Below are 26,985 nucleotides of genomic sequence, written 5' to 3'. Positions count from 1 at the left end.
TGATTCGGCACTAGTTGCTGGCATCAATGACCACCTTGCCGGTCAAGCCGATCGTGCGTACGGTCCTGCTCTTTCGGCCTACAGCGAGACGAAGGGAGAGAGGGGGGGTGCTCAGGAGGCTGTGAGGCGCACTATATGAGATGGTTGCGCCGACAGGTCCCAGCGTGGCATTGGCCAAGTTGATGACGCTGCTCTGTCCATTCACGGTCATCTGATAAGAGGTTGAGGTCACTACCCGGAACTGAGTGTCGCGGTTAAAGCGCAGGCTGGAGGAACGGACCCGTTCCAGGTCGCTCTCCACTTGTATTGCCGCCTCCCGAAGCTGCGTGGAATGGACCCAATTAATGACGCCACCCATCGCAATTACAAAGATAAGGCCGAGTATGGCAAGCACGAAGAGAACCTCCAGCAGCGTGAAGCCCTGGGCGGGTGGACGAAGTGTCATGGGCTAGCCTCCGCCTTGAACCCTCCAGGACGAACGAGCGCCTTGCCCAGGCCCTCACTGGAGCTAATCTCATAGTTCTGCTGAGTGGGAAAGAAAGGGGGAGCAAATCCACGGTTGTTAAACCGCGCGTCCCATCTGAAATCGCGGCTGTACCCTGCACCGGCCTGTTCTTCATATCGATCAAGAACCTGATAGTTACGGTACTCCCGGCAGCTACCATTTGCATTCTCGCGAACGCAGACCCGCTCAGTACGGTAAACGGGTACCAGTCGGCTGGTTGTTCCGACCCCCTGCGACTGCTCTTCGATGATGCCGCCCATGATCCGGACCTTCGGTTGGGGCGAGCCTCTACTGGTCTGAAAATCCACTGTGCCGAAACCCTTCCCAGGAGCGGCTGCCATTAACGTGGCGTCCACAATGAGGTCCTGATTTTCCGGTCCGTTGACCTTAATGTTTCCAGCCTCTGAGTATACTCCCAGGACGTTTTTTGCCTCTGGACTTGAAGGGCTATCAGCGTAGGTTAGGTTGTCCTTGATAAAAATGTCGCTACTGGCTGCCACGGTGAGCTGTGTCTGGCCGGCCAAGTCCCCTGCGGATGTGCCGTCACCCCGCAGGCCGCCAGTGCCTTTCGGGTTGGCGGTACCTACCTGCCCGTCAACAAACAGCATGCCGTTAAAACTGTTGTTCAGGGTACTCACTAGGGTTGACCCGCGGTACACCTCCCATTTGGTGGCGTTCACCTGGCGGAACATGGTTGTCGTCGTCCCCTGAGTAATGGCGATGGTCTGAAGGTTGTCGCTGCGAGTAACTTTAAGATCTGCCACGTTGCCTTTTACGTAGATACCGCCGGCAAAAGTGCTCTCCCCAGGACGTGACGCGTATACCCCGTCGGGGAGGGAAGTGGCTGTTGTAAAGGTCTGGCGCAGGCACATGGTTATCGGGTCCGCTGCATTCAAGCATGCTGGTCGGGGCTGCTGGTTAGTCGCTAGGCCTGCAGCCGCAAGGCGCTGGTTGTTCGCATTGCCAGGCAGCGTGATACGGTCCACGCCGAAAGCAGCTCCACCCTGGAACATCTGGCTTTCGGGTGCCTTCGCAGGGGTACTTGTGGACCACTCGAGGTTAGCAGTGGAGGTATATTTTCCTTGGAAGCGGGGTCCACCTGTACTGGTGGTGGCATAGAAGAGAGGGGCGTCAACTCCACCTGTACCGTTCGCATGTACGCGTCCTTCGAACCGGTCTTGGTCCCAAAACACCAGGCGGCTCCCTGACGGTGTTAAGCGACGATTTACGAAGTACTGGTACTGCGAGAAGGGCGGCTGTGATAGTTCCGTGTAGATGGAGTTGGTGGTTCCCTCAACGTAGCGCTTGCGTGCAATTTCGCGGTTCCCAGCCAGCACTCGGGTAGTGGCTGTAATGGGAGTGACTTGCATCATGATGCGCAGCGCACCCGTCGGGTAGACGCGAATGCTGTCAGGAACAATGCCACCAGTGACTTCGCTTACCGTACGAACACTGCTACCGAACGAATAGGTATGGCTCGTTTGTTCCTCAGTAAGGAGGACGGACCTGTGCCCTCGAAGCATAGTCTTCCAGTACTCCACCCACTGGGAGTTTGTCATTGCGCCAGTATTCACGGAGTTACTGACGAAGAAACCGAGACGGGCGTTGTCGTTCTCTTGGATGGGGGAAATGCGGCATAAGTCCTGACCATCAGCAGGTAGCATTGTGATGTTTTCAGGCAGCGTGAGTGGACCAGTATTACAGAGGCTACCAAGCTGGGCCATAAGTGCCTGGTGTGTTGTGCCTTTTTTTATAGTCAGACTCTGAAGGTGGCGTGCGTGAATCGCCATGATGCTTCTGGCTCGCGCTAAGGCTGCCTCACTCGCGTACTGGGCACCTAGAGCCGCTTGGTTGTCTGCCGATGTCCGGGTGGTACGCAGGGTTACTGTTGATGTCATAGCAATGACAAGAGCGAGGACCAGGAGAGTCCCTAGAACGACGATAATTAGGCTTGCACCGGCTTCATGGTGGCGCACATACACCTCAATATCCGTCCCTTCGCAAAATTGCCATTGGAGGCTGAGGAACAGAACCCTATTGCAGTGAGATTCCCTACATTTGGGATAGCTGACTGTACTTAGTGCAATCTTACTAACTTCTTACCAGAGTCTTACAAGTCAGGTGGATTAACGTCAGTTGGGTCAGATACTTCAGCGTCAGGACAGCAAAAAACCCTGGCACGAAAGCCAGGGTAAGGAAGACTGGAAAAGTTACTCGGCCAGGGCCGGTTTCGTGGGCTGCTCGGAAGCGCCGCCGCGGATGGCATTCAACACCCGGTCGCGGATCTCCTGCTCCATTTCGGGACGCTCGGCAATGTAGGCAATAGCTTTTTCCTTGCCCTGTCCGATGCGCTCGTCACCGTAGCTGTAGAAGCTGCCGGCTTTCTTGATGATGTCCATATCGCTGGCCAGAGTCACCAGATCGCTGAGCTGATCAAAGCCCTTGCCGTACATCAGCGTCAGTTCGACTTCCTTGAAGGGAGGCGCGACCTTGTTCTTGACGCTCTTGACCTTGACGGTGTTGCCCACCGCGTCATTGCCGAGCTTCACCGGCTGACCGATCTTACGTACGTCCAACCGGACCGAGGCGTAGAACTTCAGCGCACGGCCCCCAGTGGTGGTTTCGGGGTTGCCATACATTACGCCGATCTTCTCGCGCACCTGATTGATAAAGATCGCGGCGGTGCCGGTCTTGGACAGGATGGCTGTGAGCTTACGCAGGGCCTGGCTCATCAGCCGGGCCTGCAACCCCGGGAGGCTGTCGCCCATCTCGCCTTCAATTTCCGCGCGGGGGGTCAGGGCGGCCACCGAGTCCACCACCACGACGTCGATGGCGCCGGAGCGGACCAGCAGTTCCATGATTTCCAGTGCCTGCTCGCCGTTGTCGGGCTGGGACACCAGGAGTTCGTCGGTGTTGACCCCGAGGGCGCGGGCGTAGACGGGGTCGAGGGCGTGTTCGGCATCGATAAAGGCGCAGGTCCCGCCGGCCTTCTGAGCCTGAGCCACGATGCTCAGCGCCAGCGTGGTCTTGCCGCCGGATTCCGGGCCGTAGATCTCAGTGACACGGCCACGCGGAATACCGCCGATCCCCAGCGCCAGGTCCAGGCTGAGGCTGCCGGTCGACACGGACTGCACGTCGAGTTTGCTCTCGGCGCCCAGTTTCATGATGCTGCCCTTGCCGAAGGCCTTCTCGATCTGGCTCATGGCCGTCTCGATCGCCTTGGTACGCTCGCGGGCGTCGGTGGGAGCGGAGAGTTCCTTGGTGCTGTCTTTGCTCATGCGGTCTCCTGCGGGGCCAGGCCCCGGAAACGGAAGGTGCTTTCGGTCTCGTAGATAGGGCCGGTCTTACGGAGGATGCTGCGGTACAGCACAGCGTGCCCGGCCTGCCAGCCCAGATCGAAGGTAAGTGGTGCAACCCGGGGAGCCGGGCCTTTCTTGCGTGCCAGCGTGATGTGCGCCTTGAACGGCAGATCGTCGGTTTGGATATCCAGATTCCGGATGCCCTCACGCAGCTTGGTCGCCAGCTCTGTCAGGCCCTCAGCCTCCACCTTTGCAAACCACACCCGGGGGCTGCCTTCGTTGGGAAAGTATCCGGTCCCCCGGAGTCGGACTTCCATAGGGACAACATCCTGGGTCAGCAGGGCGCCCAGCCGCTTGAGGTCATCAAGTCGTTCCGGCGCCACGCTTGGCAGGTACGCCAACGTGACGTGCATCTGGTCGCGCCTCACGGCCCGCCAGTTGCCCCGCAGGGCGCGCTGCGCTTCGGCCAGTGGGCCACTAATGTCAGTAGGGACACGCAGGGCATAGAACAGCCGCAGCGTGCGATCAGGGGCTTCGTCATCACCTGATCGCCCCCTACCGCCTTGGCGCGCCGGAGATGCCGCAGGCTTGATAGAGGCTTTGGCCGGTTCATACACATCCGGACCCAGGGGCTGGGAAGCCGGTTCGGTATTGCGCTGAGGTTTATCGGTCCTGGGAGCGGGTTTGTGGGTGCGGCGGATACGGGTCATGCCAGGACCTCCTGGCGGGTCAGGCTGCGCTGGGCCAGGGCCAGAGCCAGCACCGCTGCGCGCTCACGGATCTGTTCGGCATTGCCGGGCCAGTTCAGTGCAGCGGTGTGCTGGGCGTTCCCCGTGTCCAGCGCGACGTAGGCCTGACCGGCCCGCTCACCCTGAACGGCTGTCACCACAGCCAGCCCGACCTCTGCACCCAGGTGCTCTCGCGCTCCTGCGGCCAGTTCACGGGCAGCCTGTTCGCTGACCAGACCCTGGGCATGCAGCGTGACTGGCGTCAGCCCCAGGGTGATCAGGCGGCGGTGGTCCTGCGTGACGGCTGCATCCAGAAAAGTCGGTTCGTCGGCCAGCAGGGTGCACAGTGCTCCAGCGCTGCCAGCCTCAATGACTCCCAGGGTGCGGCTGTCCAGTGCGCGGGTAACGGCGCCCGCCAGGGTGTCGGTGTCCTCGCCCCAGAGCCAGCGGGCCAGCGTCTGACGAACCTGATCCAGCACAGGCGCCGCCAGTTCGCGGGCGGCTTCGGGGGTATCGGCACTGGCTGCCACCCGGACATCTACACCAGTTTTGCGGGCGTAGGTGGCCACGCTGGGATTGGCCTGCCGGGTCAGTTCGCCGAGCAGTTCAGCCAGCTGGCTTTCACCGATGCCCTGGGTGTGCAGGGTCGTGGCGTGCAGGGCACGCGTGGGCAACGGCAGGCGCGGCAGCACCTCCTCACGCCACATGGTCTGCATCTCACGCGGCGGTCCTGGCAGCGCCACGATCACCTTGTTGCCGGCGGTCCGGACGTACCATCCCGGCGCGGTCCCGACTGGATTTGGCAACGCCTCTGCACTGGGAATCAGCCAGGCCTGTTTACGGTTGATCTGAGGCATGACCCGGCCCCGTGACGTGTACAGACCTTCGAGCCAGCTGATCAGCCCTGGGTCTTCCGTTGGCGTTTCGTTCAGCGCAGCGGCGATAGCTTCGCGGGTCAGGTCGTCATCGGTAGGACCCAGACCGCCGCCCAGAATCACCAGATCGGCGCGCGACAGGGCCAGCCCGATGGCCTGCGTCACACGCTCCAGGTTGTCGCCCAGCACCGTCTTGCGGTGTAGGGTCAGGCCCCTGGCACCCAGTTCACGGGCCAGGAAGGCAGCGTTGCTGTCGACAATCTCGCCGAACAGCAACTCTGTGCCTACACTGATGATTTCTGCTAGAAGCATAACAACCTCGCCAAACTATAGGTCAAAACGAAACGCACGTCCACCCCAAATAAGCCTCTGACATGGTCCAAGTGTAGGCGCCAGCCCTGCCCTTTTCCCTGATGTAAATCGGGCAATCGTTTGAGAGAGGCTGGCGTCAGGAGCGTAAGGGGAGGCAGGCGGCTCAGGCCGCGACCGCGCGACAGGCAGCCTCACAGGCCCGGCAGGCTTCGGCGCAGACCAGACAATGATCGTGTTGGACATGCTGCGCGCATTCCTGGGCGCAGCGGGCGCAGGCTTCGGCACAGAGCCGCGCGGCGTGAGCGTACAGGTCGCTGCCGCGCATCATCAGCTGGGCTGTCAGGGCGCAGACATCCGCACAATCACGGTCCAGACGGATACATTCGCGCAGCATGTCGATTTCTGATTCGGCCAGGCAGGCTGCTGCGCAGGTTTCACAGGCCCTCATACACGTCAAGCAGGCGTCAAGACAATCCTGCATCCGCTGAGCAATCAATGCAGTCATGCCTCACCTTGGCATCAGCACGTGGCAGGCAGATGGTCTGCCATTAAAGGAAAGTTCAGAGGCCAGGGCCGGAAAAATGGAGATCCCGGCGCAGTAGGCTGCGGCCCCTGAAGAAAAGGAGGGTCCTGTCCCTGTGGATAAGGAAACTTAGCTGCTCCTGGGGTACACACCGGCCAAACGCCTTTGCCTGAAAGCGGCCCTCAGCCTTGGCGGTCGTTTCCGTCGTGTGTGGGGCGGGGCATGGCATCGGGAATGGTGGGTTCCGTCGCAGCTCCCTGAATGCCGGTGGTCACGCTGCCGGTCATGGAACTGCCGGTCACCGGATTGGTTGTTGTGACCGTAGGAGACGCGCCCTGGCCGGTAAACGGGGTGGTCGGCTGGGCAGTGAAATCCGGGCGGTTGCTGGGCGCAGCGGTTCCTCCAGCCTCCGGCACGACGGTCTGTTGGGCAGGCTGCGTGGCTGCCGCCGAAGATTGATTGTTTTCGGAGTGCGCATCGCCACCCAGCTCAGTAATCAGGCGCTCACGGGCGCTGATTTCCTCCTCAATCCGGCGTATCTCGGCGCGTACTCCCTGCAGGACTTCAATGTCATTGCCGGAGTGGTAGGCACGTCCCAGGCGGGCATAGGCACTGTCCAGCTCGCGGCCCAGCTGAAAAGCCTCCACCCGCAGCCGCGTGACCTGCGCAACTTCTTCCCCACGGCGCTGCACACGCTCGGCTCCACGACGGACACTGTTCAGAATGTTATCCAGCATAAGCGTAGTCTGCGCGTCCTGAACGCGTTACAGGTGAGGGCTGGCTTAGGAAAGGCTGGCGACAGATGTTGTGTTCTGCCCGTTACCACAAGTGTTGTCTCCAAAGGAGTATCACGGTTTGACAGCAACTGTCCATTGAAGATACGAGGCATGAGCGCTGAACTTGTCCCTGCGGTGATGCCTACCAGTGATCTGAGTGACGCCTTTCCGGAGGCCGTGGTGCTGCCACCGGTCTTCAATGATTACGGAGGACAGATCCGTTTCAGTGGAACAGTACAGACACTGAGGGTCCACGAAAACAATCCCCTGGTTCGCCAGACGCTGGAAACCTCTGGAGAGGGCCGGGTGCTGGTGGTCGATGGCGGCGGCAGTCTGAACTGCGCTCTGCTGGGCGGCCAGCTGGGGCAACTGGCTGTCGATCACGGCTGGGCAGGTGTGGTCATCCACGGCTGCGTGCGCGATGTGGCCGAGTTACGCGGGCTTCCGGCAGGAATCCGGGCGCTGGCTGCTCACCCCCGCAGAAGTGGCAAGGTGCCCCTGGGAGAGGTGGGGGTGCCCATTGAATTCGCGGGCGTCAGGGTGCATCCAGGGATGACTTTGCACGCCGATGAGGACGGCATTGTTCTTGTGCCGTGAAGGGGCACGGGAAAAGCGCCAATTGAGAGTTCAGGACTGGCGGCCCACCCTCCTGGCCGCTAGCCTGGGCCGCGTGACGCCTTCTGCCTCCTCGTCTGAGCTGCCAGGTCCAGGACACGTGCCGAGGGTCCGCCCGCTGTGGGTGATGCTGGGATTCGTGCTGAGCAGCCTGGGTTTCGTGGGGCTGCTGGTGCCTGGATTTCCGGGCACGGTGTGGTTCGTGCTGGCTGCTGCAGCCTTTGCCAAGGGTGATCCGCGCTGGGAGGCCTGGCTGCTGTCCCGGCCGGTGGTGGGGGGGCTGATCAGCGATTACCGTGCCGGGCGCGGCATGCCGCTGCGTGCAAAATGGATCGCCTGTAGCTGTATCGTGCTGGCCGTGGTATTCACCATGACCCGCCTGCCGGGGCTGAGCGCACAACTCCTCTGGGGGCTGGTAGGACTTGCAGGCGTAGGGTTTATTACGCTGCGTGTGCCTACCCGCCGGTAAGGGAGCAGAGATGTTACGGGGTTTTCTGGACCAGCTGGGCGAGGCAGACAATCTGTTGCCGCGTTTTACAGCGCCGCGGTGTCTGCTGGAAAGGCAGTCGGTGGGGGGCTGTGACGCGTGCCATACCACCTGTCCCCATCAGGCGGTGAATCTGGGGCCTCTGGGGGCAAGCATTCAGATTGACCCCGACCTGTGTACCGGGTGCGGCCTGTGCGTGCAGGTCTGTCCGACTGGAGCGCTGGAATACGGCCTACAGCCGGCATTGCAGAGTGTGCATGACCAGCGTGCGGGTGCCCCGGAAGCCCGGGGTACCGGGGAGGCTGGAGCCACCCTGGCCTGTTCGCCCAGCGAGGCTGGAGGACCAACCCTGCCGTGTCTGGGAAGGGTGACGCCGGCGCTGGTGGCCGCTGCGGGCGCCTGGGACACGCCCCTGACCCTGATCCACGGAGACTGTGCTGCCTGCCCGGTGGGCGCAGCGGACGTGCCTGAGCGTGTGGCGCGTGTCGTTGACGAGGCTCAGCAGCTGCGGGCCGCGACGGGCCGTCCGGCTCAGGTCACGGTGCGCCGCGCGACGGACGAGGACCGCAGCCGCACGCACGGCATCAGCCGCCGCGGCGCCTTCAAGGCTCTACTGAGGTCGGGTCAGCAGCAACTCGCGCAGGCCCTGCCGGATCAGCCCTTGCCGTTTGTGGACTGGAGCGTGCCCGAAGAGCGCACCCCCCAGGAATGGAAATGGCGCTCGCGGGCCCTCTCGCCTGCTCCCCCCGAAACGGCCGGGGTGCACTGGCCTGCGCCTCTGGTAGACGAGAAGTGTATCGACTGCCCGGTGTGCGCCAATGTCTGCCCAACCGAAGCAATCACGCGTGACCTGCAGCCGGACGGCGGCGTGCGTCTGCTGCTGGATCTGAGTGCCTGCACCGGCTGCATGGCCTGCCTGCATTCCTGTCCCCCAGGCGCGATCTACGCGCAGGACGAGTGGCTGCCAGCGGCGTTCCGTGCGCCGATCCTGCTGCGTGAAAGTGACCGCGTGATGTAGCTGCCGGCGGCTGGAACTGGGAACGGAATGCACGGCGGTGTCCGCTATCCTGCCGCGATGCGTCATACCCTGGCTCTGGTTCTGCTGGTCGGCGGCCTCAGCGCTGCTGTGGCACCTCCACATGCTCCGGCCGATGTGACCCTGCGCGCAGATGAGGAGACAAAGCAGGAACCGGCGCTGAGTGCCGGTGTGCGGTTGGCCTTGAAGGATGTGCCGCAGGACGTAAGTGTGGGTGTGCTCGTGCGTGACGCCGGGAGCGGCCAGGTCCTGGAAGCTCTCCGTGACCGTGAGTCTTTTATTCCGGCCAGCACCGTCAAACTCATCACGGCTTCGTCGGTATTGGCCGAACGGGGCGGGGCACAGGGCTACTGGAGCACCGACCTGACCATTCCTGCCGTTCAGGTCGGACGCAGCCATGCAAAGACCGTCACGCTGCGGGGAAGCGGCGACCCCACCCTGAGCGTCCGCAACGGTTCCTACAGCCTGCGCTCCCTGGCGAGGCAGGCTTATGCCCGCGGATTACGGAAAGTGGGGGAGGTCCGTGTGGCCGATGGAACCCTGGACGTTGATAGCTGGCAAGGCGTTTCTCTTGGCGTGCCCATGACCGGGCTGCGTCTGGCCGACTGGCATGACGATCCTCCTGCGGCATCCGCCGAGGCGCGGTCCCGGCTGGGCGCCGCGCTGATTGCCGAGCTGCGGCAGGCTGGGGTGCGGGTCGTCTCCGACCGGGTTCGTCAGGCAGCCCGCTCCCGTCCCTATGTGCCGCCCACGCGCCTGGATGACCAGGGCCGCGCCCTGCCGCCTGACCCGCAGGTACCGGTCTCCCGCCGCCCCGAGCAGGGCATTGCCAGTGTGCGCAGCGCTTCAGTAGCAGGCGTGCTGGCCCGCACCCTGCGTCCCAGCGACAACCTGCGGGCCGAGGAACTGCTCGCGACGCTGGCGGTCCGGCCCCAGGGCACCGGAACGCTGCAGGATGCCCTGGCCCGTGAGCGGGCGATGCTGCGCCGGACAGGCGCCGACCTGAGCGGCGTGGTGCTGGCCGACGGCAGCGGCCTGAGCCGCAAGAACCGCCTGACTCCCCGCGCACTGGCCCAGTTGCTGAAGGTCATGCATGACCTGCCGTATCCAAACCGGGCTGGCCTCAGGCAGCTCCAGCTTCTTCCTCAGCGCGGCCTGCCTGAACGCCTGTACCGTAGCCGACAAAACGTGTTTGTCGAGGCTCTTCCCCAGGCCGGTACCGGAGAGAACGTTCCAGGACATGACGGGCGGGGCGGCACCCTGGCCCTGCGGCTGCAGGATGAGGGCCTTGACGTGCGTGCCAAGACGGGAACCCTTCCTGGCGTGAGTGCTCTGGCAGGATACGTCACGGCCCGCAGTGGCCGGATCCTGGTGTTTGTGGTGCTGATGAACGGGCCGGAGTCGTCCCCTATCCTGACCCTGCGTGACGCTCAGGACCGTCTTGTGCAGGCGCTGGCTGCCGCTTACTGAGATGTCGCTTGCCGTAACGCTCCGGCAGGAAACTGTTCATGTCCCTGGGGCAGCCCCTGGCCTAAACTTGGGCGGTGATGACTGAAGGCGTGGGCTTGAAAGGCAGACAGGTGGTTGTAGCAACCGGGAACGCCGGGAAGGTTCGCGAGATCGAACAGGCGCTGGCCGGCCTGGACTGGCGGCTCACTGGGCTGGGGTCTGTGACGTTGCCTGAGGAAACCGGCGCTACCTACGAGGAAAACGCTGCACTGAAGGCCTGCGCCGCCGCAGTGGCGTGCGGACTTCCGGCCCTGGCTGACGATTCCGGCCTGGAGGTTGAGGCTCTTGATGGTCAGCCAGGGGTCTACAGCGCCCGCTTCGGCAACCGGCCCAATGACCGGGAACGCAATCTGTACCTGCTGGAAAAGCTGCGGGGCGAAACCAACCGCCGGGCCAAATTTGTGTCGGTGGTGATTCTGGCCTATCCGGACGGACATCTGGAGACCTACCGCGGCGAAATGACCGGGCAGCTGCTCGAGGGGCCCCGCGGTGAGAACGGCTTTGGCTACGATCCGCTGTTTGTCCCAGACGGCGAGACACGCAGCCTGGCGGAGATGACGGTTGAGGAAAAACGTGCCATCAGCCACCGGGGCCGGGCGCTCGCAGCGTTGCAGGCCGCGCATAAGGACGGCCTGCCTCCCCGTCAGGTCAGCGTGATCGACTAATTGAACAGGGGATTGGGGAGCGAGGTGCCGGATACAATCACAGCCAGTCCCCATGACGTTCTGAGTATGAAGTTTGTCTTTTCCTGAGCCTTGGGTACCAGTCAGGCCCCGGCTGGGTATGGCAGAAGAAAGAGCCGATCAGTACAAGATCGGCTCTTTTTCCAGTGGACTGCTCAGGCCTGGGCGTGTTCCTGTACGTCGCTCTTGAGCCGCTTGAGAATGGCGCCCATGCCGCGCAGGCGCATGGGGGTAATCAGTTCGGTCAGTCCCATGTCCAGGTAGAAGGAATCAGGGACACTCAGGATGGTTTCGGGGGCCTCACCGCTGAGAGCCTCGTGGAGGATGCCGGCATAGCCGCGCACTGTGGGAGCTTCTTCAGGCACCTTGAAAAACAGATTCATACCTCCCTGATCGTCACGTTCGGTGACCAGGAAAAACGGGCTGGTGCACTCGGGCACCGGCTGCATGAATTCAGGGTGCTCCACGTACTTTTCAGGCAGGGCCGGCAGTTTGCGGCTGTATTCCAGCAGGGCCTGAAGACGCAGGGCCTTGGGGGCGCTGCGGAACATCGTCACGATGCTCTGGAGCTTTTCGGGCAGGGGCGTGGTATCGGGCTGGGTCATGTACCCACTGTACCCCTGCCCCCGGAGGGGGTATGGTAAGCCCTGTACAGTTGAGTGCTTTTGTAAACTATTCGAGTCGGATTACAATTCGGTGACACGTCCCACTCGCCTCTCGCCTTTAAGGAGACCGCCATGAACTACGCTAAAGACGTCCTTGTCAACACCGACTGGGTTGCCCAGAACCTCGGCCAGGAAGGCATCCGCCTTATCGAGGTCGACGAAGACATCCTGCTGTACGACACCGGCCATATTCCCGGCGCCGTCAAGCTCGACTGGCAGACCGACCTGTGGCACCCCGTGCAGCGCGACTTCATTACCGCTGAGGAAGTCAGCGCGCTGCTGGGTCGTCTGGGCATCAAGCCCACCGATCAGATCATCCTGTACGGCGACAAGAGCAACTGGTGGGCGGCCTACGCCTACTGGTTCCTGACCTACAGCGGTGTACAGAATCTCAAGCTGATGAACGGTGGCCGCCAGAAGTGGATGGCTGAAGGCCGTGACGTGACCACCGATGTGCCCACCTACCCCGCCACCGAGTACCCCGCCCTGCAGCGCGACGAAAGCCTGCGGGCCTACCGCGACGAGGTCAGGGCCCACCTGGAAAGCGTCCAGGCTGGCCAGGGCGCGCTGGTGGACGTGCGCAGCCCCGACGAGTTCTCGGGCAAGGTCACGCACATGGCCAACTACCCTCAGGAAGGCGTGCTGCGCGGGGGTCACATTCCCGGTGCGCGCTCCATTCCCTGGGCCAAAGCCACCAACGAAGACGGCACCTTCAAGTCCGCCGAGGAACTCAAGGCCCTGTACGAGGGTGAAGGCGTGACTGCGGACAAGGACGTCATCGCCTACTGCCGTATTGCCGAGCGCAGCTCACACAGCTGGTTCGTGCTGCGCGAGCTGCTGGGTTACCCCAAGGTGCGCAACTACGACGGCAGCTGGACCGAGTGGGGCAACGCCGTCGGCATGCCCATCGAGAAAACCTACAGCGAAGCCTGAGCGTTCAGAAGCACAGAAGGGAGGCGGGGTCACACCCCGCCTCCCTTCTTTTTTGGCATCGGTAACGACAGAATCGTGCCAGCATGACCCAAACCGTCCGGCGGGCGCTTCTGCATGTGTACGGCGAAGATGGGCAGCAGGCCAGGCTGGCCATCCTGCTGGATGGGCGCGTCCGGCTGCGTATTCAGATGGGGGATGTGTCCCATGACATCTACGCCTCGACCCTGGAGGAGATCGGCCTGCTGGCCGCAGCAGAACCACTCCTGTGCGATGAACTGTATGACCAGCTGACCTGGGAGCTTGAGCTGATGGCGCTGTGCGGTGACCGGGAAAGCTGATGTTGACTTCTTTTCTCCAGTGCGGTCAGGAGAAGCGGGGGAGGCTGCGAACTCCGGCCCACCGTGGTCAGCACATGGTCATGAGGTGCATATATCCAGTGCCGCTCTTCCGGCTGGTGAAACAGAAGCCTGCATTTACTTGGGGATACAGGAAGAAAAGTGTGATGTCGCTCGTTTTAAGTTAACTCCATGATGCGACTTCTCGTCGCCCTGGCAATTCTGGCCCTGCTGGTATTCCTATGGCCAAGGATTCAACGCTGGGGACGCCAGACCTTCCGCCGATCCGACTCCGCCCCGCCCCGCTCGCAGGAAACAGGCAGCTTGCCCTCCAACCGTCCATCCGGTGTGCGTGTGGTGCCTGCCGCTCCACGTGAAGAGCCGGCCGCGGCTCCACGAACCACGCCGGTGCCGGTTGCCACGCCGGTTGCTCCCAAGCCCCCCGTAACGCCTGCTCCAGTTCCGGTAATGGCGGCTCCGCTTGCAGCCGCTTCAGCCGTGGCCATTGCTGCACCGCTAGGCACGGCCGCACTGGACGACCCTGACGCCATCCGCCCGGAAGTCAGCGCCGATTTGCTGGCCTCGGCACGCGCTTCGGTGCAGCCGGAGGTTCCCGACGAAGTGCTGTCAGACGCCTTGCTGGACGTAACGCCTGCACAGCTTCAGCAGCTCTTCGCTTCGGTACCGACCGATGTGATGGCCCATGCCATCGGGCGCACCGATGACGTGAGCACAGCGCCGGTTCAGGCACAGGATCTCGAACAGCTTCAGGGCATGGGAAACGCGGTGGATGAGCTTGACATCTGGAGCTTCGGCAACGACTAGGCCTGAGGCCACCCCAGTCCATTCATCTCAGCGGAAATCGTCCACCCGGTAAAGGGGCCCGCCCAGGCCACTCAGACGCGCAGGCAGACCTCTGCTGAGTACCTGGGCACCTGTATCGGCGTCAAATGTCTGAAAGGTCGCGCGCCCAGCTGAGGGATGCACATTCAGCAGGGTTACCGTGCTGCGGGCCGTGCCGGGATATCCCACGTAATCGCGCCCGCCGATGCCGCCGCTGGACAGTACATTCAGCGGCCCCAGCCGTCCAGGGTAAAACGCCGCGTGGTGTCCGTGGATATAGGCCAGCACCTTGCCCTTTGCCATCACGCTCCGTAGGGCCGGCGCGTCACGCAGGATCTCGCCCGGGCGGTTCTTTCCCTGACTGACTGCGGCCAGCGGCAGGTGACCCAGCACCAGCCTGACACCCGCCTGGCGCGCCTCTGGCGTGTCCAGCTGTGCCGCCAGCCAGGTCTGCGACGCGGTCCCCAGCTGAGAACGACTGGCATCAATGGACGCCACAAAGACCCGTCCCTCACCCAGCGTGAAGCTGTACTGAAAGGGAAACGAGGACCGGTCAACAAAATTCAGGACCGGTGGGTGGGCCTGCCAGTACCGGGCCGCTTCCCGTCGGTCGCGCGTCAGGCTGGCGTCATGATTGCCCAGGGTAAAACTGAACGGAATCCCAGCCCGCCGCAGTGGACCATGAACGTCGCGCTCGAAGCTGGCCCACATGGCGCGGACGGTGGTGTCGCTCAGGCTGGCTTTCTGCCCTGCGACCAGGTCACCGGCTGACAGCACGGCGTCAGGCTGCCATTCCTGCACCGTCCGCTGCACAGCACGGGTCAGGGCAGGTGGATAGGTCAGGCTGCCGTAGGCGCCGTTGAAATCACTCAGGATGACCAACTGCACCGGAGTTTCAGCCACAGGTGGGGCAGCAGCACTCAGAAGGGGCCAGAAGAACAGCAGGGACAGAAACACTCGGCGCACCCCCGCAGTTCATCACGGTTCCTTGAGCAGAAGATCAGCCGCCCCGGTCACAGACACCGCATCCTGAGGTATGTCTCAGGATGATCGCAACCGCAACACGGAGCCCTTGCTGGTCAATCCCACACTGCGGCCCCATCAGAGCCCGCCTCAGGAGCACATCCCAGCAGAGCAGGGGCCGGCGCCAGCCGATGTGGCCAGCCGGCCAGCCTCCGGTATCGTGACCCGGCCTGGCGAGGGCCTCAGCACCGGCGAGGTCACGACGCTGCTTGGTGGCGCCGACGCCTCAACCACCGAGGCCAACCTGTCGCTGGAAACGGCTGAGGGCCTCGATCCTCATACTGAAAGCTGAGCTCTGGGGCTGGCGTCTATCCTGACCCCATGCAATCAGTCACCGAGCTGCGAGCGGCGTGCGCGGTTCTGCCGCAGACGCAGGAAACCTTTCCCTTTGATGCATCCACGCTGGTGTTCAAGGCGGGTGGCAAGATGTACGCCCTGACCGATATTCACGGTGATCCGCTGACTGTGTCGCTGAAGGTGCAGCCTGAGTATGGCCAGGAACTCCGCGCCGCCTATCCAGCCATCCAGCCCAGTTATCACCTGAACAAACGCCACTGGGTCACCCTGATCCTCGATGGCTCAGTTCCCGATCCGCTGGTCAATGAGCTGCTGACAGGCAGCCACGCCCTGGTGATTCGGGGCCTGACCCGTTCTGCCCGTGAGGAGTTGGGGCTGTGAATGACGCCTGCTGAGGATCGGAGCGGTGTGCAGCCTGGATGTGATCCGGTAGGCCCAGGCAGTCATGCCGGCCGCTTCGGTTCTTCACCGACCGGTCCGTTGCAGGGGTACGAGGCCGTTCATCAGCAGGGGAGAGAACCGCCCGGCTTGACCAACCTGATCCCCGGTATTCTCAGGCCCTGAAACAGTCACAGCCTTCAGACCTGAGGGCTGCCCGTGCCCTGGGCCTGACAGGCGTATGGCCCTCGGTGGTGACCGTGAACACCTGGCTGGGCCTATTGATAATCCTGGCTTCAGCTCAGAAAAACCTTGAACATGCCGGCATTCAGCTTGAGCGTCTGGAGGCTCAGCTGACCATAACCCCACGCATTCTTGCCCCGTCTGCTCTGCTGGGATGGTCACAGACTGTTGCGGCAGTCCGGGTGCTGGCTGATGCGGCGTAGACAGCGCAGGGTACGCGGCTGGCTGGGGCGGTGCTGGGCGAGGAGGTCCTGAGCACCGCTGTAATCCTGACTCGCGCCTGGGAGGAAACATTGTCCCGCCGCTCAGCCCTGTCAGGGCTGAGCGAAGCGCGGCAGATGGTCGATCACTAGCAGGATCAACTCCAGAGCGTCCAGCAGAAACTCCACGGGTTCGCCCTGGCCTTGGAGCTGCTCGTGACGTTACTTTGCGCGTGGTCGGCAGCAGGACAGTAGATGCTGTACCGCCAGGCCAGAGAGCAGCCCGGCGGATAAGGTAAAAGGGCTGGGGCACACGCCCCAGCCCTGGTCGTCGCTCTCGGCCGAGCTTAGAAGGCCGTATCCAGCGCGTTCAGGGCAGCAACCGGGTCAGTGATGCCAGCCTGAGCCATGTCTGGCCGGCCGCCCCCCTTGCCTCCACCGGCGGCCGCCAGCTTACCGACCAGCTGCCCGGCGTGCGCGCCACGCGTTACAGCGTCCTTGCTGGCCTTCACGACCAGACCCTTGTCCGAGGCCAGCACCACCAGATCCGCTCCGCTCTGGTCCAGCAGTTTGTCGGCGGCGCCGCGCAGTTCATTGCCCTCAATACCACTGAGCTTCAGGGCCGCTACCCGAAAGCCGCCCAGTTCGCGGGTCTGTGCGCCGCCGCCACTGCTGCTGCCCATCTGAGCCTGCGCCAGCTGACGTTTGACCGCCGCCACCTCCTTCTCGGCAGCCTTCAGCTGAGCCTGCAGCCCAGTTACGCGGGCCTCAAGGCCATCAGGCGAGGTGTTCAGCAGCGCGGCGACCCGCGCTGTTCCGTTCAGGCGCTCGCGCACCCAGCTCGTGGCAGCTTCGCCGGCCAGAGCTTCAATGCGGCGCACGCCAGCTGCCACGTTCTCGTCGCTCAGCAGAACAAAGGCGCCAATGTCACCCGTCCGGCGTACATGGGCCCCGCCGCACAGTTCCTTGCTGCTCACCGGCTGGCCGCCGTATTCGACATCGCCCTCAACCGACACGACCCGGACCTTCTCGCCGTATTTCTCACCGAACAAGGCGGTGGCACCCGCAGCTTTTGCCTCGGCAATCGGCATTTCCTGCCAGGTCACCGGGAAGTTCGCGCTGATCCAGCGGCTGACCAGGGTCTCCACCCGGGACAGTTCCTCAGCACTCAGGGCTGCGCCGTGCGAGAAGTCGAAACGCAGACGGTCGGCTGCCACCAGTGAGCCGGCCTGCCGGACGCCAGAGCCCAGCACGGCACGCAGAGCCGCGTGCAGCAGGTGCGTTGCGGTGTGGTGACGCTGGATGGCCTGCCGCTCAGGCCCCACCACACCACGGACCGTGACGCCTTCTGTCAGTTCACCCTGCTCCACCAGAACGTCATGCAGGAACACCCCTGCCGGTGTCTTGCGGGTGTCACGTACCATCCCGGCGCCGCCCTCCCACTCCAGACGGCCAGTGTCGCCAACCTCGCCGCCGCCCTCACCGTAAAACGGCGTACGGGACAGCACCACAGTGGCCTCACTGCCAGCAGACAGGTGGCTCAGCCGCTCGCCAGCGCCCACCAGCGCCAGAACCTGACCTTCGGCCTCCAGGTGATCGAAGCCCACAAACTCGGTGGCACTCAGGCCCTCAAGCGCCTCCTGGTTGCCGCCGAACAGCTCGGACTTCCCGTACTTGCTGCCTGCCCGGGCGATATTCTGGGCATTTTCCAGGCTCTCTGCATACCGCGCCTCATCCACTGAAATGCCGTACTCCTCAGCGATTTCTTTGGTCAGGTCCAGTGGGAAGCCGTAGGTGTCGTACAGAACGAAGGCTTCCTCGCCGCTCAGGGTGCCGCCCTGCGGCATACCACTGAGCAGACTGCCCAGGCGCTGGATGCCGCCTTCCAGCGTTTTCAGGAAACGCTCCTCCTCAGCCCGGATGGCTGCTTCGACCCGCCCCTGCTCAGTTCGGAGCTCTGGGTAAGCGTCGCCCATACCAGCAGCGACCACCGGCGCGATCTGATACAGCGCGGGCTCACGCATACCGAGGAGGTAAGCGTGACGGGAAGCGCGGCGCAGAATCTTACGAAGGGTGTAGCCGCGGCCGGTATTGCTCAGGGCTGTGCCGTCGGCCAGAATCATGCATACGCTGCGCATGTGCTCGGCCACCACGCGGTGAGACACACTGATCTCTCCTTCGTAGGGCTTTCCGGACAGTTCGGCGACCTTGTCCACGATAGGCCGGAACACGTCATTGCTATAGAAGTCGGGTACATCCTGCACGACGCTGGCCACCCGCTCCAGACCCATGCCCGTGTCGATGTTCTTGAACGGAAGATCTTTCAGGACAGGCGTGCCATCCTCGGCCGGATCCTGACGGTCGTACTGTGGAAAGACCAGATTCCAGACCTCCAGAAAGCGGGCGCTTTCACGGGTCTGCGCGTAGTCGGCCCAGGTGTCGTCTCCATAGTTGGAACCACGGTCATAGTAGATTTCGCTGCACGGCCCGCATGGTCCGTTGGGACCTTCAAGCGGAGCGTTGGCGGGCCAGAAGTTTTCATCGGCATCAAAGCGGTGAATATGGCTGGCGTCCAGGCCCACTTCCTGCGTCCAGTATCCGAATGCTTCGTCGTCATCCTTGTAAATGGTGACGTACATCTTGTCCGGGTCCATGCCCATCCACTCGGGGCCGGTCAGAAAGTCCCAGGCCCACAGAATCGCGTCCCGTTTGAAATAGTCACCAAACGAGAAGTTGCCCATCATTTCGAACAGAGTCAGGTGCCGGCGGGTCCGGCCCACGTTCTCGATGTCCGGCACGCGCACACATTTCTGTGCCGTGGTGACCCGCTTGTTGGCCACACCATCAAAGACCGCTGGCGCCCCCATGAACTGATCCTTAAACGGCTGCATTCCGGCCACCGTGAACAGCGTGGTCGGGTCCGGAGCAATGGTGGAATGCGAAGGCAGGCGCAGATGCCCCTTGGATTCGAAGAACTGAAGGAACTTCTCGCGGATTTGGGACGTGGTGAGCGGAGCAGTCATGGTGAGCAGTTTAGCGTCGGACGCGATTGATGCAGCAGTACACGGGCTTAGGGTCCAACTGGCCGCACCTACACCCGATTAGTCGAGACTTTAAGCTTTTATTATTCGGCTCCGATAAATCTTAAGAGACTTGGCTTCGTGGCAATAGTGTTGAAAAGATTAAAATTTTATTGTAATAAATTGGAATTGATCTCAAGAGTATGAATATTATACATGGTGATATATACGATGGTTACATATGCTTCAATGAATCCTAATTACCATCCATCGGTTGACCTGTTTAATACCTTTATTTAGTAATTGATGGCATGTACTTATATAAGGTGTTCTATCAGGCAGAACCCCTTTCAAAAGTACTTGATATGTAATGGACTTTCCGGAGCGTTGAGACTTGCCTAACGAAGATAGACATGTAGTAATTACTCCGCCATGGGAGTACTCATGCTCTTGCATCATTTTTCTTCCAGTCATAATAAGATAAAAATCGTTGGCGAGTTCTGCATATTCAGGCCTCAATCGATTTATAGCGTAGTCTGTGCGAAAAAATGCAGAAGCTGAGATAAGGCGATTGGTGGAATTTGAAAATCGGAATACAAGATTAGTTGCTGAGTTGTGCAAACTAAGGTCATCAGAATATTTGTTTCCTGGCACAGTAATATTGAATGATAAAGTATCGGAAGATTCGATAGAGTCGTTGATCTCACAACGATATTTTTTACAGAATGCGCCCTCCAAGAAGGCTTTTGAGAGTTCTCGGCCCATCATCGGTGAACCAGCAGTGGCAGCGCAACTTGTAATAAACAGGATCGATATGTATATATTTAAGTATCTTATTGATGTCTTAGCCAGCATTGTGCTTTTCCTCCCACGACCCATCGATTACCGTTCTTCTTAAGCGAGATTTCTTCTTTAAAGTTTGTCAAGACATTTTGTTGTGCAATTGAAATATGCTCGTCACCGACTTCGGCAATAACTGCTACATGTCCATATGTATTTGTAGAAAGAACTATTATATCTCCAGGCTTTGGTTTTCCAATGCTTCCTATTTTTGCACCTGTTTTAGGATCTGTATTTCGATATTGGGTGAAAGCATCGAAGGTATGGCCACCGTCTGGGATCGAGCTCTTGTAAAACGTAGAGGCGTTGCCACGGTGGGAAATGTACTTCCCACCGCTCATGCTTGTGTATCGTCTGACAAATTCCACGCATTGCCATTTGAATCCATAGTAGATAGTTCCATCCTTGGAGTAACTATCACCCCAGGTTTGGGCTTCATCTGGACCATTGAAATAAGCATTTATACCGTTCAGTGAACCGATTGCAACGCCAGAGCGCATCTCTTTTAGTTCGTCTGAGCTATATCCAGCAACAGGAATTTTCAAAATAAACTGTTCTTGATTTGCAGTTATTTCCATCAAAGCTGTATTTGGGGTTGGATCACCATCTTGGTCGTCTGATGTGACGCGTCTTATGGCAGACGCAAATGTGTCAGCTCCTGTAGCTATCCGAGCAGCTTCATCCCTGTCGTTGATGATTTTCCGAGCCCCGATAAAATCTGTCTTTTGCGAGTTGATGTGTTCTTTGAGCGATGTCCCGGTAAATGATCCGGTAGCCATACCTTTGGCCAATATAATTGCCGCGATTTCGCTATCTGAAGCGGCGAGATCTGGATTTTCCAATAAATTGGGAACCTTTCCATTACGTTTAATGCCGCTCGGAATAACGGCATATTGCTGAGCTCGCGCGTAGTTTGCCCTTCCCGTCAGGTGGACATAGCCTCGGCCTCTGAATCTGTGTCCATCCCCTGGTTCGGTGTTACCAAGTTCCTCTAAATTTCTTCGTTTGCGTGTTTCTAAAATTTTTGTAGCACTAACACCTAATGTAAGGCGTCTTGCGTCCTTAGGTAGAATACGTGTAGGGTTTGGCCCATAGGCTTGTTCAAAATATTCTTTTGCTGTCCATCCAGGCATGTATTTCTCGTAATATGCAGTAAAGCCTGAAGATTCCCATACGGCTGTCGCAAATACATATGCCATTTGATTTATATCTGTAATGCCTGCCGTTGAGCAGGCAGAAATTATCAAAGATACATGGTGATTTGCCTGGGTTCTGTTAAAAGGTTTACCCAATTTCTTGGCAAGGGCTTGAGCCGCCAAGACGACGGCGTCCACACTTGGGTTGCTCGTGCTCTCTGGCTTTGGGCCATCGAGCACTGGCTTAACGTTACTTGGAAGGCGGAGCGGCGCCTGGGCGAGTTGAAGGCCCCCAATCTTTTTGCCTCCCTTGGCGAAGTTGGCAGTAATGGATACTGCATTGGTTGTAAATCTGCCTTCAAATGAAGCACTATTCTCTATGCCTCTCAGGATAAATGTGTTGTCCTGATGTACGTTGCCAGTTAGCTGCCATCCCGTAGAACTACCAGGATGTACCCAGTAGCGTGCGTGTAAGCTTCCGTCTGACTTGCGCTCAATATTCAGGAAGAATTCAAGACCATTCTTTCTGCCCCGAAAACCCTTTCGCCATTTCTGCTGATTGGCTTTTCTCGGCGCTGTTGGCTTATAGGGCTCATTTATGGGCTGATTTGGTTTGGACTTTGGTTTGGGCCCAGTGGTCTGTGGGGAAGCAATCATGGGAACCTCCGTGAACTGTGGAGGCATGCTACGCGCCATTTCTGAAGTCTGGTCGACGATTTGACCACCACAAAAAAGCCCAGGAAAGTGCCTGGGCCTTCACGAACGTTTACTCCTGTTCAGTCCAGATCAACAGCCCACCAGGCCTCGCGCTGGGCAGCTAGGCGTGCACGGGGGTCTCCAATGGTTGCCAGGGCGCGGGCCAGTCCCTGCCAGTCGGCCTCGCTCATGGGATCAATGGCCAGGGCACGCTGATGAAACTGTGCGGCATCACGGTCCTTGCCAGCAGCTGTGGCCGCCTTGGCACACAGGCTCAGCAGGCTCAACTGCTTCTGCTCCAGCCTGGACCGCACATCGTCTACCCAGGGGCTGTCGGCACCCGGCAGAAACAGGCCGTACTGGCTGACCAGTTCCCGCATCTCTTCCAGGCCCAGGCTGCCCTGCTCGGCCTGCTGGGCCAGCAGTTCGAAGCGCTGAACGTCGTAGGTGGGGTTCAGGTCCGGCGCCAGGGCGTAGCGGCGGTTGGCACTGACCACAGCCTCGTTGCTCAGGCTTTTACGCAGACGGTGCAGAGTGGTGTGAAACAGGCTGCTGGCCCGGCCCTCATCCTTCTCGGGCCAGAGCGCCTCAGCGGCTTCCCAGCTGGTAACTTCCTTGTGTTCAAGCAGGTAGAAAAACAGCTCCAGGGCCTTACGGCTGACCCAGGCCACCGGGGTTCCCTTCCAGACCACCTGTGCGGTCCCCAGGCCTTTGGCCTGCATGCTGTCTTCGCCCTGCACATTGAGGCCGGCGCGGCGCAGACGGGCATCAATGGCGACATTCAGTTCCTGCGGCGTAAAAGGTTTGGGCAGATAGTCGTCTGCACCCAGGTTCATGCCGCGCCGCACGTCGCCCCGCTCTGCGTGGCTGGACAGCAACATAAACGGCAGGGCAGAAAGTTTCTCGTCTTCCCGGACCTTCTCCAGAAATTCGAGGCCGGTCATGTAAGGCATGACGACGTCGCTGATAATCAGGTCAGGCGTGAAGACCTTGAGCAGGTCAAGCGCTTCCACGGGATGGCTGCTGGTGCGGACCTCATGCCCGGAGCGGGAGAGGATCACGCTGACGAGTTTGAGAATGGCGGCATCGTCATCCACCACGAGAATGCGCGGCATATTCCGGAGTCTAACAGCCTCAGAGGCCGGAGCCGATGAGGTCTTCTGGTGCTCTACCCTTAGGGAATGAGTGAGCCGTTGACCATTGTTCATGCCCGTACCCTGACGCTTGATGACGCCCGGCCTGAAGTCCAGGCGGTGCTGATTGGTGCCGGACGTGTCCTGGCCACTGGTTCACGCGAGGAAATGTGCGACCTCGCCCCTCGTGCAGCCGTGCAGGATCACCGCGACCTGCTGCTGACACCGGGACTCGCTGACGCCCACATTCACCTTGTGTCCTACGGCTTCTCGCTTTCGCAGCTGTCTCTGCACGGCGTGCAGAGCCTGCAGGAGGTTCTTGCCCGCGTGGCAGCCCGCACCGCGGCTCTGCCGGCTGGCAGCTGGATTCGGGGAGGCGGTTTCCTTATGGCCGAGCTGGGCCTGACTGAATACCCGACCGCTGCCATGCTGGACGAGGTCAGCCCGCACCACCCGGTGCTGCTGTACTCGCGGGACCTGCACATGGCCTGGGCCAACTCAGCCGCGCTGCGTGCTGCGGGGGTCAGTGACCACACGCCGGATCCGGAGGGCGGACGGGTCGTGCAGCCACTTGGAACCCTGCTCGAAACGGCCATTGAACTGGTAGCACGAGCTCTTCCCGCTCCCAGCGAGGCGGAGTATCTGGCGGCCGCAAAGGCTGGGGCTGATGATCTGGCCGCACGCGGCTATGTCAGTGCCCATACCATGGGCTTTGAAGCCGCGGAAGCTCCGCGGGCACTGCAGACCCTGGCGGCGCGGGGTGAACTGCCGCTGCGGGTATGGGCCTGCCTTCCCCACGAGCGGCTCGACCAGGCCCGTAGCCTGGGCCTGGCCATGAACCCGGGTGGGCTCTTCCAGTGGGGTGGGGTGAAGTTCTTTGCCGACGGTGCGCTGGGCAGCCGCACGGCGTGGCTCCACGCCCCTGGTTTTGCTGACGGCTCTGGAACAGGGATCCCACTGGACCCTCCAGAGTTGATTCGTGAACGAGGCCTGGAAGCCATTGCCCTGGGCCTGACACCAGTGACACACGCCATTGGAGACCGGGCCAATACCGAGGTCCTGAACGTGTATGACGACTTGCGTGCCTCTGCCCAGGCGCGTGGAATCCGCCTGCGGATCGAGCACACCCAGCACCTGCGCACGGAGGATATTGCGCGCTTCCGCGGTCTCACTGCCAGCGTGCAACCCATTCACCTGCAGGCTGACGCGCCCATGATCCGGGCCCTGATGCCGCATCTGGAGGCCAGGAGTTACGCCTTCCGCTCCTTGCAGGAGGCAGGCGCGATCCTGGCTTTCGGCAGTGACGCGCCGGTCGCTCCGCCGGTGCCGCAGGCCAACTTCGCGGCGGCGATTACTCGTGTGGGAGATGACGGGCAGGCCCTGGCCCCGTCAGAAGCCATGACCGAGCTGGAGGTATTGTGGGCGCATACCCGCGGACCGGCGCTGGCTGCTGGCTGGGACGATGAAGGCATCATCCGGCCCGGAGCGCGCGCCGCATTCACTCTGTGGGACCGGCTGGGTGGCCAGGCGCAGGCGCTGGTGCTGTAAGTTCAGGTTCGCGGGCGTGCGCGCCAGGGCCTGTCGTTGAAAGGACCGTCTGGGAACGTATTAGAAAGTCACCCAAAGGAAGCGGGGCGCGTGACTCTTGCCAGTCTGCGCCCCGCTTCCCCTGGTTGGTGGATTACTCCTCGTCGGGCAGGTCAGCGTTGCTGTAGACGTTCTGGACGTCATCCAGGTCTTCAAGGGCTTCAAGCAGCACCATCAGCTTTTTCGCGTCGTCTCCGGTGACGGCCACGGTATTGCTGGGAATCATGGTGATCTGACCACTTTCGATGTTGAATCCGGCGCTGGCCAGAGCGTCCTGCACCGCATACAGCTCGGTGGGCGGGGTGCTGATTTCCAGGCCTTCGTCGGACTCCTGGATATCTTCTGCGCCGTGCTCAATGGCTACTTCCTGTGCCTGTTCGCTGCGGTCGGTCAGCAGGATCACGCCTTTTTTCTCGAACTGCCACGCCACGCTGCCGTTGGTGCCCAGCGAACCGCCGCGCTTGTTGAACACCGCGCGGATGTCGGCGACGGTGCGGTTGACATTGTCCGTCAGCGCCTCAATGAAAATCGCCGTCCCGCCCGGTCCGTAACCTTCGTAGGTCACGTCCTTGTAGTCAGCGGCGCCTTCACCTGCACCCACCGCACGCTTGATGGCATTGTCGATGTTGTCTACCGGCACAGTGTCGGCTTTGGCGGCCGCGATGGCATTTTTCAGGCTGAGGTTTCCGCCTGGATCACCGCTTCCACCGGAGCGGACGGCGGCCTGAATGGCGCGGATATGCTTGGAGTACATCGCGCTGCGTCTTTTGTCGTTGGCACCCTTTTTGCGTTTGATCTGCGACCATTTGCTGTGACCGGCCATGATTTATAAGGTTCTCCTGTCCGTAAAATTGCGCCCACACAGTCAAGGGGGCGCGAGACGCCGCGCATTCTAGCGCGGCGTCAGGAAAGGACAGCGGTACATAGAGGCCAGAGCCTCAGCCGTCTTCGTCTTCAGGTTCCTGTGCGGGGTGCGCAGTTGGTATCAGGCGTGCAGCGTCCTCGGTAGGAGACCGGTTCTCTCTTTCCGCGTCGCAAGGACCGGTATCCAGGCCGCTGATCAGCACTTCTCCGCCAGGCCGCTCGCGTTCAGGTTGCGTCATGCGCCCAGGGTAGTGGGCCCTGAGCCCAGGCGGGTGTGCGTCCGCTCAAGACCGGGGCGCAATCGGAGCGTTCATACCGGAGCAGCTCATGATCAGACGAACCTCTGCCCACTACAGCCGCACGACGCTGCGGTCGCCGATCACAAGTTGCAGGCCAGCGTCGCTGGGAGCACTGATGACGGCGTGCCGGCCCACCACAGCGTTGCGCAGTGGACGTGAGGGATGCAGGATGTGCGCAAACTCGTCGATCAGCGAGGCACTGACTGTCGCCCCACTGATCCGGGCGTGGGGACCCACACTGACATGTGGGCCCAATGTGCTGCCCCTTACGGTCGCGTGCGGCCCGATCCACACCGGGCCGCGCAGAGTACAGTCCTCCACCACGGCGCCTGCCTCAATGACGACCGTGCCAGAAACAGTTGTGCCCTGGACCCGGCCATCTACGCGTGATGGCAGGCGCGACAGGAAGTGGGCATTGGCCGTCAGCAGGTCTGCTGGAGCTCCAGCATCCGACCAGAAGCCTTTGAACTCCACCGCACGGACACGTCCTCCAGCCGCCAGAACCGAGGTCAGCGCCTGCGGAAACTCGATCTCGCCGCGCTCACTGGGCGCCAGTTCTGCCAGATGGTCCATGAGTTGCGGCTGGAACGCGAATACCCCGCAGGCTGCCAGGTTGCTTTCCGGCTGGCGCGGCTTTTCTACCAGTCGCCTCAGCTGACCCTTGTCCACCACGGCCACGCCGTAGGCCTGAGGATTGGTTACCTGTTTGACACCTATCACAGCGTCGGTCCCCGGCAGGCCCAGTGCAACCGGACGCAGGGAATTCTCAAACAGATTGTCACCCAGGTACAGCAGTGTGGGCTGCTCTTCCAGGAAGTCACGCGCGCACAGCACCGCGTCGCCGGTGCCCAGGGCTTCCGGCTGAAGAATAAAGGTCAGGTGGCCGCTTCCCTGCGTGGCGTCGCGCAGGTCGGTCTCGCTTGAACGGCTCGTCACGATGCCGATGTCGTGGATTCCTGCTTCATGCAGGGCCCGCACCGCGCGCCGGATAATCGGCACGCCAGCTATGGGCAGCGCATGTTTGGGCCGGGTGGCGCTGATGGGAAGAAGACGGCTGCCGCGACCCGCGGCCAGAATCAGACCTTTCATGAGCTCGTCCGGGAGTATAGCCGGGGGTCATGAAGCGCTATGAGAGGCCATCTGCA

General features: G+C 61.1%; 27 protein-coding genes. 12 read left to right on the top strand and 15 right to left on the bottom strand.

All coding sequences use genetic code 11. The features are described 5' to 3' along the window. Positions 1-10: 10 nt before the first annotated feature. From DEIDE_RS11160 to DEIDE_RS19550, 7 genes are all read right to left on the bottom strand, one after another. Complete coding sequence (locus DEIDE_RS11160) at positions 11-445, bottom strand: pilus assembly FimT family protein (RefSeq protein WP_012694064.1); 435 nt, start codon at positions 443-445, stop codon at positions 11-13. Beyond that, the gene (locus DEIDE_RS11155) at positions 442-2,295 is read right to left on the bottom strand and encodes a hypothetical protein (protein WP_162485456.1); all 1,854 of its coding nucleotides are present in this window, start codon (positions 2,293-2,295) and stop codon (positions 442-444) included. The genes DEIDE_RS11160 and DEIDE_RS11155 overlap by 4 nt, the downstream gene beginning before the upstream one ends. Positions 2,296-2,715: 420 nt before the next feature. Beyond that, positions 2,716-3,783, bottom strand: a complete 1,068-nt coding sequence (gene recA / locus DEIDE_RS11150) for a recombinase RecA (RefSeq protein ID WP_012694062.1) — start codon at positions 3,781-3,783, stop codon at positions 2,716-2,718. Further along, on the bottom strand, positions 3,780-4,514 hold the full coding sequence (thpR, locus tag DEIDE_RS11145; protein WP_012694061.1) for an RNA 2',3'-cyclic phosphodiesterase: 735 nt from the start codon (positions 4,512-4,514) through the stop codon (positions 3,780-3,782). Before thpR ends, recA begins: the two co-directional genes overlap by 4 nt. Next, positions 4,511-5,719, bottom strand: coding sequence for a CinA family nicotinamide mononucleotide deamidase-related protein (locus tag DEIDE_RS11140; RefSeq protein WP_012694060.1), 1,209 nt, complete (start codon positions 5,717-5,719; stop codon positions 4,511-4,513). Before DEIDE_RS11140 ends, thpR begins: the two co-directional genes overlap by 4 nt. A gap of 163 nt (positions 5,720-5,882) precedes the next feature. Further along, positions 5,883-6,167: a four-helix bundle copper-binding protein gene (locus DEIDE_RS18490; protein WP_476696189.1), complete on the bottom strand. Its 285-nt coding sequence runs from the start codon at positions 6,165-6,167 to the stop codon at positions 5,883-5,885. A 257-nt stretch (positions 6,168-6,424) separates the two neighbouring features. Continuing rightward, complete coding sequence (locus DEIDE_RS19550) at positions 6,425-6,979, bottom strand: hypothetical protein (RefSeq protein ID WP_012694058.1); 555 nt, start codon at positions 6,977-6,979, stop codon at positions 6,425-6,427. Positions 6,980-7,129: 150 nt separating this feature from the next. Between DEIDE_RS19550 and rraA the strand changes: the two genes are divergently transcribed. The 5 genes from rraA to rdgB all read left to right on the top strand — a co-directional run bounded on the left by rraA (position 7,130) and on the right by rdgB (position 11,330). Continuing rightward, positions 7,130-7,615, top strand: a complete 486-nt coding sequence (rraA, locus tag DEIDE_RS11125) for a ribonuclease E activity regulator RraA (protein ID WP_041227239.1) — start codon at positions 7,130-7,132, stop codon at positions 7,613-7,615. A 73-nt stretch (positions 7,616-7,688) separates the two neighbouring features. Continuing rightward, complete coding sequence (locus tag DEIDE_RS11120) at positions 7,689-8,102, top strand: YbaN family protein (protein WP_242402910.1); 414 nt, start codon at positions 7,689-7,691, stop codon at positions 8,100-8,102. 10 nt (positions 8,103-8,112) lie between these two features. Continuing rightward, a complete protein-coding gene (locus DEIDE_RS11115) occupies positions 8,113-9,138 on the top strand; it encodes a 4Fe-4S dicluster domain-containing protein (protein WP_012694055.1) in 1,026 nt (341 codons plus the stop codon). Between the two features lie 57 nt (positions 9,139-9,195). Further along, positions 9,196-10,626, top strand: a complete 1,431-nt coding sequence (locus tag DEIDE_RS11110) for a D-alanyl-D-alanine carboxypeptidase/D-alanyl-D-alanine-endopeptidase (protein WP_041227593.1) — start codon at positions 9,196-9,198, stop codon at positions 10,624-10,626. A 77-nt stretch (positions 10,627-10,703) separates the two neighbouring features. Beyond that, entirely contained in the window at positions 10,704-11,330 is a 627-nt protein-coding gene (gene rdgB / locus DEIDE_RS11105; RefSeq protein ID WP_041227237.1) for an RdgB/HAM1 family non-canonical purine NTP pyrophosphatase, read from the top strand. Between the two features lie 173 nt (positions 11,331-11,503). Here rdgB and DEIDE_RS11100 read toward each other — a convergent pair whose 3' ends face one another. Then, positions 11,504-11,953 carry a SufE family protein gene (locus DEIDE_RS11100; RefSeq protein ID WP_012694052.1) on the bottom strand — a complete coding sequence of 150 codons (450 nt, stop codon included), beginning with the start codon at positions 11,951-11,953 and terminating at the stop codon, positions 11,504-11,506. Positions 11,954-12,085: 132 nt separating this feature from the next. Here DEIDE_RS11100 and DEIDE_RS11095 point away from each other — a divergent pair, with 132 nt between their 5' ends. The 3 genes from DEIDE_RS11095 (at position 12,086) to DEIDE_RS19545 (ending at position 14,106) form a co-directional block, all read left to right on the top strand. Continuing rightward, complete coding sequence (locus tag DEIDE_RS11095) at positions 12,086-12,946, top strand: sulfurtransferase (RefSeq protein WP_012694051.1); 861 nt, start codon at positions 12,086-12,088, stop codon at positions 12,944-12,946. Between the two features lie 83 nt (positions 12,947-13,029). Further along, positions 13,030-13,284, top strand: coding sequence for a hypothetical protein (locus tag DEIDE_RS11090; protein ID WP_041227236.1), 255 nt, complete (start codon positions 13,030-13,032; stop codon positions 13,282-13,284). A 189-nt stretch (positions 13,285-13,473) separates the two neighbouring features. After that, positions 13,474-14,106 carry a hypothetical protein gene (locus tag DEIDE_RS19545; protein WP_242402909.1) on the top strand — a complete coding sequence of 211 codons (633 nt, stop codon included), beginning with the start codon at positions 13,474-13,476 and terminating at the stop codon, positions 14,104-14,106. A gap of 27 nt (positions 14,107-14,133) precedes the next feature. Here DEIDE_RS19545 and DEIDE_RS11075 read toward each other — a convergent pair whose 3' ends face one another. Next, entirely contained in the window at positions 14,134-15,090 is a 957-nt protein-coding gene (locus tag DEIDE_RS11075) for a metallophosphoesterase family protein (protein ID WP_041227234.1), read from the bottom strand. A gap of 70 nt (positions 15,091-15,160) precedes the next feature. Between DEIDE_RS11075 and DEIDE_RS11070 the strand changes: the two genes are divergently transcribed. From DEIDE_RS11070 to DEIDE_RS11060, 3 genes are all read left to right on the top strand, one after another. Beyond that, positions 15,161-15,439, top strand: a complete 279-nt coding sequence (locus DEIDE_RS11070) for a hypothetical protein (RefSeq protein WP_041227233.1) — start codon at positions 15,161-15,163, stop codon at positions 15,437-15,439. Between the two features lie 29 nt (positions 15,440-15,468). Beyond that, complete coding sequence (locus tag DEIDE_RS11065; RefSeq protein WP_012694046.1) at positions 15,469-15,825, top strand: MmcQ/YjbR family DNA-binding protein; 357 nt, start codon at positions 15,469-15,471, stop codon at positions 15,823-15,825. A 257-nt stretch (positions 15,826-16,082) separates the two neighbouring features. Next, positions 16,083-16,268 carry a hypothetical protein gene (locus DEIDE_RS11060; RefSeq protein ID WP_162485454.1) on the top strand — a complete coding sequence of 62 codons (186 nt, stop codon included), beginning with the start codon at positions 16,083-16,085 and terminating at the stop codon, positions 16,266-16,268. A gap of 344 nt (positions 16,269-16,612) precedes the next feature. Here DEIDE_RS11060 and alaS read toward each other — a convergent pair whose 3' ends face one another. The 3 genes from alaS to DEIDE_RS11045 form a co-directional block, all read right to left on the bottom strand. Beyond that, the gene (alaS, locus tag DEIDE_RS11055; RefSeq protein WP_012694045.1) at positions 16,613-19,288 is read right to left on the bottom strand and encodes an alanine--tRNA ligase; all 2,676 of its coding nucleotides are present in this window, start codon (positions 19,286-19,288) and stop codon (positions 16,613-16,615) included. Positions 19,289-20,118: 830 nt separating this feature from the next. Then, positions 20,119-21,918, bottom strand: coding sequence for a CHAP domain-containing protein (locus DEIDE_RS18485; protein ID WP_012694043.1), 1,800 nt, complete (start codon positions 21,916-21,918; stop codon positions 20,119-20,121). A gap of 119 nt (positions 21,919-22,037) precedes the next feature. After that, positions 22,038-23,072: an AfsR/SARP family transcriptional regulator gene (locus DEIDE_RS11045; protein WP_012694042.1), complete on the bottom strand. Its 1,035-nt coding sequence runs from the start codon at positions 23,070-23,072 to the stop codon at positions 22,038-22,040. 66 nt (positions 23,073-23,138) lie between these two features. Between DEIDE_RS11045 and DEIDE_RS11040 the strand changes: the two genes are divergently transcribed. Next, entirely contained in the window at positions 23,139-24,638 is a 1,500-nt protein-coding gene (locus DEIDE_RS11040; RefSeq protein WP_012694041.1) for an amidohydrolase, read from the top strand. Between the two features lie 133 nt (positions 24,639-24,771). Here DEIDE_RS11040 and DEIDE_RS11035 read toward each other — a convergent pair whose 3' ends face one another. The 3 genes from DEIDE_RS11035 to DEIDE_RS11030 all read right to left on the bottom strand — a co-directional run bounded on the left by DEIDE_RS11035 (position 24,772) and on the right by DEIDE_RS11030 (position 26,929). Continuing rightward, positions 24,772-25,500, bottom strand: a complete 729-nt coding sequence (locus tag DEIDE_RS11035) for a YebC/PmpR family DNA-binding transcriptional regulator (RefSeq protein WP_012694040.1) — start codon at positions 25,498-25,500, stop codon at positions 24,772-24,774. A gap of 115 nt (positions 25,501-25,615) precedes the next feature. Beyond that, positions 25,616-25,780, bottom strand: a complete 165-nt coding sequence (locus DEIDE_RS19395) for a hypothetical protein (protein WP_012694039.1) — start codon at positions 25,778-25,780, stop codon at positions 25,616-25,618. 111 nt (positions 25,781-25,891) lie between these two features. Further along, positions 25,892-26,929, bottom strand: coding sequence for a sugar phosphate nucleotidyltransferase (locus DEIDE_RS11030; RefSeq protein ID WP_012694038.1), 1,038 nt, complete (start codon positions 26,927-26,929; stop codon positions 25,892-25,894). Between the last annotated feature and the right edge of the window lie 56 nt (positions 26,930-26,985).

Source organism: Deinococcus deserti VCD115 (genome assembly GCF_000020685.1).
Taxonomy (GTDB): Bacteria; Deinococcota; Deinococci; order Deinococcales; family Deinococcaceae; genus Deinococcus; species Deinococcus deserti.
This window is presented reverse-complemented; position numbering and strand designations above follow the sequence as displayed.